Below are 12,995 nucleotides of genomic sequence, written 5' to 3'. Positions count from 1 at the left end.
GCTGCTCAGAACATGACGGTGGAGAACCGCGCGGTCTCCACGAAGCCGACGGTGCGGTAGGCCCGACGGGCCGCGGTGTTCCAGTCGTTGACGTAGAGGGAGACGGTCGGGGCGACCTCGCGGCGCACGATCTCGGCGACCGCGGCCATCCCCCCGATCGCCAGGCCCTCGCCGCGCCGGTCGGGCGCGACCCACACGCCCTGGATCTGGGCGGCGCGCGGGGAGGTGCAGGCGACCTCGGCCTTGAAGACCAGGCGGCCGTCGTCGAAGCGGGCGAAGGACCAGCCGCGGCTGACGAGCTGGGCGACGCGGGCGCGGTAGAGGTCGGCCCCTCCCCCGGCCTCCGGCGAGAGCCCGACCTCCTCGGTGTACATCGCCACGCAGGCGGGGTAGAGCAGGTCCATGTCCTCGCGGGTCGTACGCCGCACCCGGGGGTCGGCCGCGACCGCGGCGGGGCCCGAGAGCTCGAGGTGCGGCTGGCGCCACCGGGTCTCGCGCGGCGGCCCCCAGGAGCCCGAGACCACCTCCCAGAAGGCCTTGACCGCGTCGTGGGGCCCCACGATCGTCGAGACCGACCGGCTGCGCGACAGGGCGCGCTCGGCGAAGGCACGGGCGTCGTCGGGGGTCGCGTTGACCGGGACCAGGTTGGCGCCCACGTGGCAGGCCGCCACCAGGCGCCCGTCGGCGTACCGGCCCCAGACCTCGCCGCCGAGCCAGCGCGGCTCGAGGTTGGTGCTGCGCGCGCGGTGGTCGACGAAGACGTTGACCACGGGGTCGCGGTCGCTGAGCGCGAGGAAGTCCGCCAGGTCGGCGGCTCCGAGGACTCGGACGCCGTGGCGGGTGGTCAGCACCTGACCGAGCCTACGTGTCGCGGGGGTGCTCAGCCGACGGAGATCTCGGCCGACGAGCCGTCGACGCTCTCCATGCCCTCGGCGATGCGCATGGCCTCCTCGATCAGGGTCTCCACGATCTTCGACTCGGGCACGGTCTTGATGACCTCGCCCTTGACGAAGATCTGGCCCTTGCCGTTGCCGGAGGCGACGCCCAGGTCGGCCTCGCGGGCCTCGCCGGGGCCGTTGACGACGCAGCCCATCACGGCCACCCGCAGCGGCACCTCGAGGCCCTCCAGGCCGGCGGTCACCTCGTCGGCGAGCTTGTAGACGTCGACCTGCGCGCGCCCGCACGAGGGGCACGAGACGATCTCGAGGCGGCGCGGCTTGAGGTTGAGCGACTCGAGGATCTGCAGGCCGACCTTGACCTCCTCGACCGGCGGGGCGCTCAGGCTGACCCGGATGGTGTCGCCGATGCCCTGGGCCAGCAGGTGGCCGAAGGCCACCGACGACTTGATGGTGCCCTGGAAGGCGGGGCCCGCCTCGGTGACGCCGAGGTGCAGCGGCCAGTCCCCCTCGGCGGCGAGCATCTCGTAGGCGCGCACCATCACGACCGGGTCGTTGTGCTTGACCGAGATCTTGAAGTCGCGGAACCCGTGCTCCTCGAAGAGCCCGGCCTCCCACTTCGCCGACTCCACCAGCGCCTCGGGGGTGGCCTTGCCGTACTTCTCCATCAGCCGCTTGTCGAGGCTGCCGGCGTTGACGCCGATGCGGATCGAGGTACCGCGGTCCTGTGCGGCCCGGGCGATCTCCTTGACCTGGTCGTCGAACTTGCGGATGTTGCCCGGGTTCACGCGCACGGCGGCACACCCGGCGTCGATGGCCGCGAAGACGTACTTGGGCTGGAAGTGGATGTCGGCGATGACCGGGATCTGCGACTTCTGCGCGATCGCCGGCAGCGCGTCGGCGTCGTCCTGGCTGGGGCACGCCACGCGCACGATGTCGCAGCCGCTCGCGGTCAGCTCGGCGATCTGCTGCAGCGTCGAGTTGATGTCGGAGGTCAGCGTGGTGGTCATCGACTGCACCGAGACCGGGTGGTCGCTGCCCACCCCCACCTTGCCGACCTGGATCTGACGGGTCTGGCGGCGCGGGGCCAGCACCGGCGGGGGTGCTGCGGGCATGCCCAGGTTGATCTCGGTCATGGCGCCAGGCTACTCACCGGGCCCTCGCCGGACGTCATACGGGCGGGAGGTCCCCTCGTGCTGTCGTGTCTGGGGACATCGCTGACACATATGTCTCAAGACTTCGCTGACACTACTGGCTGCGCTGGTAGCGGCGGCTGCGATCGATGATGAGGTCGCGGGTGAGCTGGTCGTCGACGAAGACCGCGACGTAGTCGCCGGTGCGGAAGGCGAGTGCGGACTTGTGGGCGTGGGCTCGACCTAGGCCGATCAGGGTGCCGTCCAGTCCGATCGAGCCGGTCGTGGTCACGGTGTGGTGGGTCAAGGCGGTGCGTACCGGTGGGAGGTCGGTGAGGGTGGCTACGGGTCCCAGGTCGAAGCGCTGGCGCGGGGTGAGCTTGTTCAGCACCTGGTTGCGGCGATCGTTGTAGGTGCTGCGGTAGTCATCGAGGAGCCGCTGCAGGGCGGCTAGGTCGGCGGCGGCGGGACGCCTGCTGAGCCACTTCAGGACGCGCTGGTGGGCCCGCTCGTTCTTGCCGCAGGTCTGCGGATGGCTGACGCGGGCCTGGATGGGTTCAACGCCCAGGGCGTAGAGATGCTGCTCGAAGTCGCTTACCCAGCCCCGTCGCCGTCCGGAGAATCCGCTGCCGTTGTCGGTGAGGACCTGAGTGGGCAGACCGTAGCGCTCCACGCCCAGGCAGAAGGTCGTCCAGATGTCGCGACCGTTCTCCGAGCAGGCTGCCTGGAGGGCCACATCGAGTCGGGAGCAGTCGTCGCTCAGGTGCAGGACCATGACCTTGATGCCGGTACCCAATCGGTACTCGAACCCATCGAACTGCCACAAGGCGTTGACGTGGTCGCGTTGGAAGCGGTGCCCGCCGCGGCGACGCGGCTTGCGCTGAGGGACCTTCACCAACTGGCCCCGGGCCTCGAAGACCCGATTCACGGTGGCACGCGAAGGCAGCGGCTGGCCGGGCGGCCAGGTGCTCGGGTCATCCTTGACCCTCTCCTCCAACCTGAGCAGGACCGCGTCGGCGCCGTAGTCCCAGCCGGTGTCGGCCTCATGCTTGCGGATCGCGATCAGCAGCTCCTCGAGCTCACCCGGGAACCGGCTCGGACTGCGGCGTGGCCGACGGCTATCGGGATAGAACCCTTCGACCCCGATCGCATGAAACCGACGTACGTACTTGTAGAACGTCTGCCGGCTGATGCCCAGATCACGACACAGCCCCGCGACGTTCTGTTTGCGCGGCGCCGCCACGTAGGCGGCCACCGCAGCGGCGAGCTTCGCATCCACCGCAACTCCATCTCTGGCCATGCCAAATCCTGGCGACGACCGGGTCAGGTGTCAGCGATGTCCTGAGACTTCCACTGTCAGCGAAGTCCTGAGACTTCACAGGAGGTCCCCTCGTGCCAGGCGTATGACGTCCCCGCTTCACGCCGCCCGGGCCGACCAACCGGCCGCGACCAGCGCCGCCCGGACCTGGGCGAAGAACTGGTCGGGCTCGAGCCGGTAGCCCAGCAGCGGCAGTCGCAGCACGGTGTCGCCCTGCAGCGACAGCGCGTTCTGGCGCAGCGCGTCGCCCACCACGTTCTCGGCCCAGGAGTGGTGGATGCCGTCGATCTCGAGGACGACCCGGAAGTGCGGCCAGCTGAGGTCGAGGTAGTACCGGCCACGGTGGTCGCGACGCAGCACCTGCTTCTCGGGGCGCGGCAGCCCGCGCCGCTCGAGCTCGCGCACCACGTCGAGCTCCCCCAGCGAACGGGCACCGTCGAGCAGGTCGTTGACGACGGCGTGCAGGAGCGCCCGCCGCCGGTCGCGACGGATGCGCAGGATCTCGGCACCCAGTGCCGTCGGGGAGACCAGGCCCTGCTGCACCGCAGCCGTCAGGAGGTACGTCGCCTCGCGGTCGGTGCGCGCCCACAGGGCACCGCGCACCGCAGCGACGGCCGGCCGGGTGCGCGGGATGCCCGAGGGCGCCACGTCGTCGCGCTGCCAGCGTCGGCTCTGCCGGATGTCGTAGCGCGGGTTGCGCCGGATCCGGGCTCCGCGCGGCACCGTGACCCGCACCCGCGCCACCGTGAAGCGCTGCAGACCTGCGGCGAGCAGGGCCGATGCGCCGTCCAGCTGGGCGCGAGGCCCGCCCTGGAGCACCGCCGCCCACCAGTGCCCCTCCTCCACGACCGGCCCGTTGTGCACGCAGACCGCCTGGTCGCCCAGGCGCTGCCAGCGGCCCACCCGCAGCTCGCGCGCGACCAGCCAGCGCGGCACACCGGCCTCGTAGAGCTGAGGGCACGAGACCACGCCGCCCTGGTCCTGGCCCAGGGCACGGGCCTTGGCGAGCAGCTGTTCCTGGTCGTGGCGGGGGTCCATGAGCAAGACCCTCGTGCCCCGAGGCCACTGGCGCCTCGCGCCGAGCGCTGGCTGTGGACGTCCGCGCGGGAACGCCCGCCTGTGCTCACCCGCCGGCCATCCCGGGACGTCATACGCCCCGCACGGACGGACCTCCCGCCCGTATGACGTCCCGCGGGGGCCACGCAGCCGGCGGGGCTACTGCAGGCCCAGGTCCATCGGGACGACCAGGTCGGCGACGATCAGGACCACGCCCATCACCAGCAGGGCGGAGGCGACGACGTAGGCGACGGGGAGCAGCTTGGCGGCGTCGACGTAGCCGGGGTCGGGGCGGCGTCGCAGGCGGGCCCAGCCGCGGCGGATCCACTCCCAGGCGGCGCTGGCGATGTGGCCGCCGTCGAGCGGGAGCAGCGGCACGAAGTTGAAGACGCCGATGAAGAAGTTGAAGCCCGCGATCAGGGAGAGCAGGAAGACCGACTTCTCCACAAGAGGGAACGACTCGGCGGAGGTCACCTCGCCGGCGATCCGGCCGCCCCCGACGATCGAGATCGGGCTGTCGGCGGCGCGCTCCTGCACCCCGACCACGGCCAGCGCGACGTCCCACACCTTGACCGGCAGGGTGGCCAGCGCCACGACGGTGTCCTTGGCCATCCCGCCCATCTCCTGCAGCGTGAACAGCGGGCCGCCGCGCACGACCTCGAGGTGCGAGGTGGGGGTGACGCCCAGGAAGCCGACCTGGGTCAGGGTCACGTCGGTGTCGGAGGTCGGGCGGGCCTGCACCGTGGTCGAGGTGGTGCCGGTGCGGGCCTCGCCATCGCGCTCGTAGCCGATGACGGCCTCGCCGCCGGCGTTGTCACGGATCAGCGAGCGCAGCTGGTCCCAGCCGGTGACGCTGACGCCGTTGAACGAGGTGACGGTGTCGCCCGGGCGCAGCCCCGCCTCGTACGCCGGGCTCGGCGGGTCGCTGGCCCGGCACTCGCGCACGCCGTCCTCGTAGGGGATCACGCAGGTGGAGACGGACTCGATGACCGGGGGGCCGGCGTCGGGCTCGACGCTGCGCTGGCCGTAGGTGGAGAAGATGCCCAGGAAGATCAGGAAGGCGATCAGGATGTTGACCGACGGCCCGCCGGCCATCACCACGATCTTCTTCCACGAGGCCATCTTGTAGAAGAGCCGGTCCTCGTCCTCGTGGCGCACCAGCTCCCACTCGGCGGCGCGCGCGTCGGAGATGAGCTGGGTGAACATGCCGGTGTTCGACTTGCGCACCCGGGTGACGGTGTTGCCCTCGGCGTCGAGGGTCGTCTCGCCCAGCTGCTCGGCGCCCGGCGGCAGCATCCCGACGATCTTGACGTAGCCGCCGAGCGGGATCGCCTTGACGCCGTACTCGGTCTCGCCGACCTGCTTGCTCCACACGGTCGGGCCGAAGCCGATGAAGTACTGCGTCACCTTCCCGCCGAACTTCTTGGCCGGGATCATGTGGCCCAGCTCGTGCAGCCCGATCGAGACCAGGATGGCGAGCACGAAGAGCACCACGCCGAGGAGGTAGAGCAGGGCGGTCATGCGGGGCTTCCTTGCCGGATCAGGTCGGCGGCCGCCTCGCGTGCCCAGGCATCGGCCGCGAGCACGTCGTCGAGAGTGAGGTGCTGCGTCGAGCCTACGTCGTGGGACCGCACCACCGCCTGCACCACCTCGACGATCCGCACGAACGGCAGCCGGCCGTCGCGGAAGGCCTGCACGCACGCCTCGTTGGCGGCGTTGTAGACGCAGGGTGCGGTGCCGCCGCGCTCCCCGGCCTCGCGGGCCAGCGCGACGGCGGGGAACGCCTCGTCGTCGAGGGGGTGGAACTCCCAGGTCTCAGGGCGGGTCCAGTCGACGGCCGGCGCGGCGTCGGGCACCCGGTCGGGCCAGGCGAGGCCGAGCGCGATCGGGATGTGCATCGTCGGCGGGCTGGCCTGCACCAGGGTCGAGCCGTCGACGAACTCGACCATCGAGTGCACGACGCTGGTGGGGTGCACGACGACGTCGATGCGGTCGAAGCCGATGCCGAAGAGCAGGTGCGCCTCGATCACCTCGAGCCCCTTGTTGACCAGGGTGGCGGAGTTGATGGTCACGACCGGCCCCATCGACCAGGTCGGGTGCGCCAGCGCGTCCTCGACGCGTACGTCGCCCAGCTGGTCACGGCTGCGCCCGCGGAACGGTCCGCCGCTGGCGGTCAGCACCAGCCGGCGCACCTCGTCGGGCGAGCCGCCGCGCAGGCACTGGGCGATCGCGGAGTGCTCGGAGTCGACCGGCACGACCTGGCCCGGCCGGGCGCGCTCGAGCACCAGCGGGCCGGCCATGATCAGCGACTCCTTGTTGGCCAGCGCCAGCGTCGTGCCGGCCTCGAGCGCGGCGAGCGTGGGCCGCAGCCCGACGGCGCCGGTGATGCCGTTGAGCACCACGTCGCACTCCATCGAGGCCGCCTCGACCGACGCCTGCTCCCCCAGCCCCGAGAAGGCCGGGGCGAGCTCGGCGACCTGCTGGTCGAACAGGTCGGGCTGCGACCCGCCGGCGCTCAGCCCGACCACCCGGAACCGGTCGGGGTTGGCCCGCACGATGTCGAGGGCCTGGGTGCCGATCGACCCGGTCGAGCCCAGGATGACTACGTCTCGTCGCTGCACCGGGCCAGTCTCGCAGCCTCTCAGGCGGTGGCGGCGAACGCCTCGGCGACCACGTCGAAGGCCTCCTCGAGCAGCTCGTCGGAGATCGTCAGCGGCGGCAGGAACCGGAAGACGTTGCCCCAGGTGCCGCAGGTCAGGGTGACCACCCCGTGCGCGTGGCAGTACGCCGCCGCTGCCGCGGCGCGAGCGGCGTCGGGGGTGGTGGTGCCCGGCTCGCACAGCTCGATCGCCATCATCGCGCCGCGCCCGCGGACCTCGGCCACGACCGGGTGCTCGGCGGCCAGCGCCTCGAGCCGGCGGCGTACGAGGGCCTCGATCTCGCGGGCCCGCGCCGCGAGGTCACCGCTCTCCATCTCCTCGATCGCGCCGAGCGCGGCCGCGCAGGCGATCGGGTTGCCGCCGTAGGTGCCGCCCAGGCCGCCGGCGTGCACGGCGTCCATCAGCTCGGCCCGGCCGGTGACCGCGGCGAGCGGGAGCCCGCCGGCGATGCCCTTGGCGCTGGTGACCAGGTCGGGCACGACGCCCTCGTCGTCGCAGGCGAACCAGTCGCCGGTGCGGCAGAAGCCCGACTGGATCTCGTCGGCGACCAGCAGCACGTCGTTGGCCGCGCACCACTCGGCCAGCGCGGGCAGGAAGCCCGGCGCGGGCACGACGAAGCCGCCCTCGCCCAGCACCGGCTCGATCACCACGCAGGACAGGTTGGTCGCGCCCACCTGCTTCTCGACGACGTCGATGGCGCGGGCGGCGGCCTCGGGGCCGGAGAGCCCGTCGCGCAGCGGGTAGGAGACCGGCGCCCGGTAGACCTCGCCCGCGAACGGGCCGAAGCCGTGCTTGTAGGGCATGTTCTTGGCCGTCATCGCCATCGTGAGGTTGGTGCGGCCGTGGTAGGCGTGGTCGAAGACGACCACCGCGTCCTTACCGGTGGCGACCCGGGCGATCTTGACGGCGTTCTCGACCGCCTCGGCGCCGGAGTTGAACAGCGCCGACTTCTTGGCGTGCTCGCCGGGCGTGAGCCGGGCCAGCGCCTCGCAGACGTCGACGTACCCCTCGTAGGGGGTGACCATGAAGCAGGTGTGGGTGAAGGCGTCGACCTGTGCGTGCACGTTGCGCACCACCGCGGGCGCGGCGTTGCCGACCGAGGTGACCGCGATGCCCGAGCCGAGGTCGATCAGCGAGTTGCCGTCGACGTCGACGAGCACTCCCCCGCCGGCCGCGGCCACGAAGACCGGGAGCGTGGTGCCAACACCGTCAGCGACGAAGGACTTCTTGCGCTCGAGGTGCTTGACGGAAAGAGGTCCGGGGATCTCGGTCACCAGACGGCGGACCTGCGGCAGCGAGGGTCCTCCGGCGGACGGGGTGCTGTTCATGGGGACACCCTAGGAGACCGGGCACCCGTTGACGAGCGGCGACGCGGCCCCGACCATTCAGACATGACGCACTTCCCGATGTATGACGCCATCGTCCGCGGCGGCCGCTGGTTCGACGGCACCGGCGCCCCCTCCGCGGTGCGCCACCTCGGCATCCGCGACGGCGTGGTGGTCGAGGTCAGCGAGGAGCCGCTCGACGAGACCGGCTGCCCCGAGGTCGTCGACGCCGCGGGCCACTGGGTGCTGCCGGGCATGGTCGACATCCACACGCACTACGACGTCGAGGTGCTCGACGACCCGCACCTGCCCGAGTCGCTGCGCCACGGCGTCACCACCATCCTCATCGGCTCGTGCTCGCTCTCCACCGTGCACGTCGACCCGGTCGACGCCGGCGACCTCTTCGGGCGGGTCGAGGCGATCCCCCGCCGCCACGTGATCCGCTCGGTCGGCGCCGCCAAGGACTGGTCGTGTGCCGAGGAGTACGTCGCCGCCCTCGAGGCCCGCCCCCTGGGGCCCAACCTCGCCGCCTTCATCGGCCACTCCGACATCCGCACCGCCACCATGGGCCTCGACCGGGCCACCCGGCCCGAGGTGCGCCCCACGCGCCTCGAGCAGGGCCGGATGGAGCGGATGCTCGACGAGGCGCTCGACGCCGGCTTCGTCGGGATGTCGGCCCAGCAGCTGCTCTTCGACAAGCTCGACGGCGACACCTGCCGCTCGCGCACCCTGCCGTCGACGTACGCGAAGGGCCGCGAGATGCGCGGGCTGCGCGAGGTCCTGCGCCGGCGTGGCCGCGCCCTGCAGGCCGGGCCCGACGCCTCGCACCCGCACACCATCCTGCTGCAGGCGCTGCACTCGATCGGCTGGGGCCGTGGCGGCCGCGGCCGGGCGCCGCTCAGGACCAGCCTGCTCTCGGCCGCCGACATCAAGGCGATCCCCTTCATCATCCACCTGATGCGCGGGCTGTCCGGGGCGGTCAACCGCGCCGGCGCCGACTTCCGCTGGCAGCACCTGCCGGTGCCGTTCGAGGTCTACGCCGACGGCATCGACCTGGTGATCTTCGAGGAGTTCGGCTCCGGCGCGGCCGCGCTGCACCTGGCCGAGGAGGTCGCGCGCAACGAGCTGCTGCGCGACGAGGACTACCGCCGGCGCTTCCGCAAGGACTACGACTCCAAGTACGGCCCGCGGGTCTGGCACCGCGACTTCTTCGACGCCGAGATCGTGGCTTGCCCCGACGCCTCGGTGGTCGGCAAGTCGTTCGGCCAGGTCGGCGTCGAGCGCGGCGGCGTGCACCCCGTCGACGCCTTCCTCGACCTCGTGCTCGAGCACGGCACCTCGATCCGCTGGCGCACCACCATCTCCAACCACCGCCCGAAGGTGCTGCGCAGGATGGCGCAGTCGCCGGGGGTGCAGATGGGCTTCTCCGACGCCGGCGCGCACCTGCGCAACATGGCCTTCTACAACTTCGGGCTGCGGCTGCTCAAGCACGTGCGCGACGCCGACCGGGCCGGGCGGCCGTTCCTGACCCCCGAGCAGGCCGTGCACCGGCTGACCGGCGAGCTGGCCGACTGGTACGACCTCGACGCCGGCCACCTGCGCGTGGGCGACCGGGCCGACCTGCTGGTGCTCGACCCCACGCGCCTCGACGACTCGCTGGAGGACTACGCCGAGGCGCCCGTCGAGCAGTACGACGGCCTCTCGCGGATGGTCAACCGCAACGACGCGACCGTCCCGCTGGTGATGGTCGGCGGGCGGGTGGTCTTCCGCGAGGGCGCGCCGACCGACGTGCTCCAGCGCGAGCGCACCGGCCGGTTCCTGCGCGCCGGACGCACCGACCGGGCACCGCTCCCGACCGACGCCCCCCAGACGCCGGTCGGGAGCCGCTCGGGCGAGCGCTCCTCAGCACTCACAGCTCCTTGATCCCCCACGGGCTGCCGTAGGCGACCAGCAGGTCGAGGAAGGGCACCGCGTCGAAGGCCTCGGGCCCGAGCACGCCGGCGCCCTTCCAGACCCCGGTGGCCAGCAGCTCGAGGGCGACCACGGGGTTGATCGCGGTCTGCCAGACCACGCACTGGTGGCCGTACTCGCGCATCGTCCACTCGTTGTCGACCACGTGGTAGAGGTACGTCGAGCGCGGCTCGCCGTCGGTGCCGCGCCCGGTCACCCACACCCCCGCGCAGGTCCTGCCGCTCATCCGCGGCCCGATGCTCGCGGGGTCGGGCAGCACGGCGGCCACGACGTCGCGCGGGCTCACCTCGCAGTGCCCGCCGGAGGCGGCCCTGACGCGCACGGGCTCGGTGGAGTCCAGCCCCAGCTGGTGCAGCACCTTGAGGATGCCGATCATCTCCTCGCCCAGGCCGTACTTGAACGTCGCGCGCCGGCAGTCGACCCAGCGCGGCATCAGCAGCACCTCCTCGTGCTCGACGTTGACGCACTCGACCGGGCCGATGCCCTCGGGGAAGTCGAAGACCTCGGGCTCGCTGAAGGGCGCGGTGGTGTGCCAGGCGCCGTCCTCCCACACCACCGGTGGGTTGAGGCACTCCTCGATCGTGGTCCACATCGAGAACGACGGCGCGAACACCTCGTTGCCGTCGTCGTCGGTGACCACCAGGTCGGCGCCGTCGCGGGTGCCGAGCTCGTCGATCTCGCTGAAGAGGTGGTCGGCGGCGTACCTGGCGAAGACGTCGGAGAGCCCGGGCTCGACCCCGATGCCGACCAGGGCCAGGCGGCCCGCGTCCTCCCAGTGACCGGCGACCGCGAACTGCTCGTCGCCCAGCTTCACGCCCGTCTTCTCGTACGGCGACTCCGGGTGCGGCCGCGAGAGCGACATCGCCATGTCGAGGTAGTCGGCACCCGCCGCGAACGCCCCCTCGAAGACCGGCATGTCGAAGACCGGGTCGACGGCGTTCATCACGTGGGTGATCGCGTGCTCGCGGCACAGCGCGGCGACGGCCTCGGCCGAGGAGGCGTCGAGCTGCGCGGCGGCGTACCGCTCGTCGGTCGCGGCGGCCCGCTCGGCGCGCTCGAGGGAGTAGTCGCTGACGACGACGGTCTCGAAGAAGTCGCGGCGCGCGGCGATCGCGCAGAAGGCTGAGCCGACGCCGCCAGCCCCGACCAGCAGGATCCGCATCGCGTGGCTCACCCGTCCTCGCCGATGTAGGACATCACGTGCTTGATGCGCGTGTAGTCCTCGAGGCCGTACATCGACAGGTCCTTGCCGTAGCCGGAGTGCTTGAACCCGCCGTGCGGCATCTCGGAGACGAAGGGGATGTGGGTGTTGATCCACACCGCGCCGAAGTCGAGGCGCCGCGAGACGCGCATGGCCCGGGCGTGGTCGGCGGTCCAGACGCTGGAGGCCAGGCCGTACTGCACGCCGTTGGCCCAGCGCAGCGCCTCGGCCTCGTCGCTGAACCTCTGCACCGTCATCACGGGGCCGAAGATCTCGGTCTGCACCTGCTCGTCGTCCTGGCGCAGCCCGGAGACGACGGTGGGCTCGTAGAAGTAGCCGCGGCTGCCCTGGCGGGTGCCGCCGGTGTCGATCCGGGCATGGTCGGGCAGCCGCTCGACCATCCCGCTGACGTGGGCCAGCTGGTTCGCGTTGTTGAGCGGGCCGTAGTAGACGCCCTCGGCGTCGGGCATCCCGGTGGGCATGCCCTGCGCCGCCTCGGCGAGCGCGGCGACGAACTCGTCGTGGATGCCGGGGGCGACCAGCACGCGGGTCGCGGCGGTGCAGTCCTGGCCGGCGTTGAAGAGCCCCGCGCCGGCGATGCCCTCGGCGGCCTTGGCGATGTCGGCGTCGTCGAAGACGATCACCGGCGCCTTGCCGCCCAGCTCGAGGTGCACCTTCTTCAGGTCGGTGGCCGCGGTGCCGGCGACCTCCATGCCGGCGCGCACCGAGCCGGTGATGGCCACCATCTGCGGGGTCGGGTGCGCCACCAGCGCGCGACCGGTGTCGCGGTCGCCGCAGACGACGTTGAGCACGCCCGGCGGCAGGTGCTCCTGGCAGATCTCGGCCAGCAGGCTCGAGGAGGCCGGGGTGGTGTCGCTGGGCTTGAGCACCACGGTGTTGCCCGCGGCCAGCGCCGGGGCGATCTTCCAGATCATCATCAGCAGCGGGTAGTTCCACGGCGTCACCTGGCCCACGACCCCGATCGGCTCGCGGCGCACCCACGAGGTGTGCTCGGCCATGTACTCCCCCGCCGAGCGGCCCTCGAGCACCCGCGCGGCCCCCGCGAAGAAGCGGAAGTGGTCGCTGGCGTAGGGCATCTCCTCGTCCATCGTCAGCCCCAGCGGCTTGCCGGTGTCGCGGCACTCGACGGCGTTGATCTCCTCGACCCGCTCCTCGATCGAGTCGGCGATGCGCAGCAGCGCCCGGGCCCGGTCCTGCGGGGTGCTGCCCCAGCCCCACCCCTCGAAGGCCGCGTCGGCGGCGGCGTACGCGCGGTCGACGTCCTCCTGGCCCGAGGCCGGGGCCTGCGCGTAGACCTCGCCGGTCGTGGGGTCGATGACGTCGTACGTCGCCCCCGACGCGCTGTCGACGAGCCGGCCGTTGATCACGTTCTGGAAGGTGGTGTCCGCCATGGTCGGACTGTAGTGACTCGGGT

The 12,995-nt window shown here is 71.9% G+C and carries 10 protein-coding genes; 1 reads left to right on the top strand and 9 read right to left on the bottom strand.

The genetic code is table 11. The annotated features are described in order from the left end of the window. Window positions 1–5: 5 nt before the first annotated feature. The 7 genes from QWJ41_RS10180 to gabT all read right to left on the bottom strand — a co-directional run bounded on the left by QWJ41_RS10180 (window position 6) and on the right by gabT (window position 8,391). The gene (locus QWJ41_RS10180) at window positions 6–851 is read right to left on the bottom strand and encodes a GNAT family N-acetyltransferase (protein WP_302707889.1); all 846 of its coding nucleotides are present in this window, start codon (window positions 849–851) and stop codon (window positions 6–8) included. A gap of 29 nt (window positions 852–880) precedes the next feature. Then, window positions 881–2,032, bottom strand: coding sequence for a flavodoxin-dependent (E)-4-hydroxy-3-methylbut-2-enyl-diphosphate synthase (gene ispG, locus QWJ41_RS10175; RefSeq protein ID WP_302707888.1), 1,152 nt, complete (start codon window positions 2,030–2,032; stop codon window positions 881–883). 112 nt (window positions 2,033–2,144) lie between these two features. After that, entirely contained in the window at window positions 2,145–3,308 is a 1,164-nt protein-coding gene (locus QWJ41_RS10170) for a helix-turn-helix domain-containing protein (RefSeq protein WP_302707887.1), read from the bottom strand. 138 nt (window positions 3,309–3,446) lie between these two features. Then, window positions 3,447–4,385 (bottom strand): DUF559 domain-containing protein, encoded by a 939-nt coding sequence (locus tag QWJ41_RS10165; protein ID WP_302707886.1) that lies wholly within the window; start codon window positions 4,383–4,385, stop codon window positions 3,447–3,449. Between the two features lie 177 nt (window positions 4,386–4,562). Then, window positions 4,563–5,924: a M50 family metallopeptidase gene (locus tag QWJ41_RS10160; RefSeq protein ID WP_302707884.1), complete on the bottom strand. Its 1,362-nt coding sequence runs from the start codon at window positions 5,922–5,924 to the stop codon at window positions 4,563–4,565. Next, window positions 5,921–7,024, bottom strand: a complete 1,104-nt coding sequence (gene dxr, locus QWJ41_RS10155; RefSeq protein WP_302707882.1) for a 1-deoxy-D-xylulose-5-phosphate reductoisomerase — start codon at window positions 7,022–7,024, stop codon at window positions 5,921–5,923. Before dxr ends, QWJ41_RS10160 begins: the two co-directional genes overlap by 4 nt. Before the next feature lie 20 nt (window positions 7,025–7,044). Further along, entirely contained in the window at window positions 7,045–8,391 is a 1,347-nt protein-coding gene (gabT, locus tag QWJ41_RS10150; protein ID WP_302707880.1) for a 4-aminobutyrate--2-oxoglutarate transaminase, read from the bottom strand. 63 nt (window positions 8,392–8,454) lie between these two features. Here gabT and QWJ41_RS10145 point away from each other — a divergent pair, with 63 nt between their 5' ends. Continuing rightward, window positions 8,455–10,311, top strand: coding sequence for an N-acyl-D-amino-acid deacylase family protein (locus tag QWJ41_RS10145; protein WP_302707878.1), 1,857 nt, complete (start codon window positions 8,455–8,457; stop codon window positions 10,309–10,311). Here QWJ41_RS10145 and QWJ41_RS10140 read toward each other — a convergent pair. Beyond that, window positions 10,298–11,533, bottom strand: coding sequence for a saccharopine dehydrogenase family protein (locus tag QWJ41_RS10140; RefSeq protein ID WP_302707876.1), 1,236 nt, complete (start codon window positions 11,531–11,533; stop codon window positions 10,298–10,300). The two genes, QWJ41_RS10145 and QWJ41_RS10140, sit on opposite strands and share 14 nt — an antisense overlap. Further along, complete coding sequence (locus QWJ41_RS10135; protein ID WP_302707874.1) at window positions 11,530–12,972, bottom strand: gamma-aminobutyraldehyde dehydrogenase; 1,443 nt, start codon at window positions 12,970–12,972, stop codon at window positions 11,530–11,532. Before QWJ41_RS10135 ends, QWJ41_RS10140 begins: the two co-directional genes overlap by 4 nt. Window positions 12,973–12,995: the final 23 nt, after the last annotated feature.

Origin of the sequence: Nocardioides cremeus (assembly GCF_030518195.1) — a bacterium.
Taxonomy (GTDB): domain Bacteria; phylum Actinomycetota; class Actinomycetes; order Propionibacteriales; family Nocardioidaceae; genus Nocardioides; species Nocardioides cremeus.
This window is presented reverse-complemented; position numbering and strand designations above follow the sequence as displayed.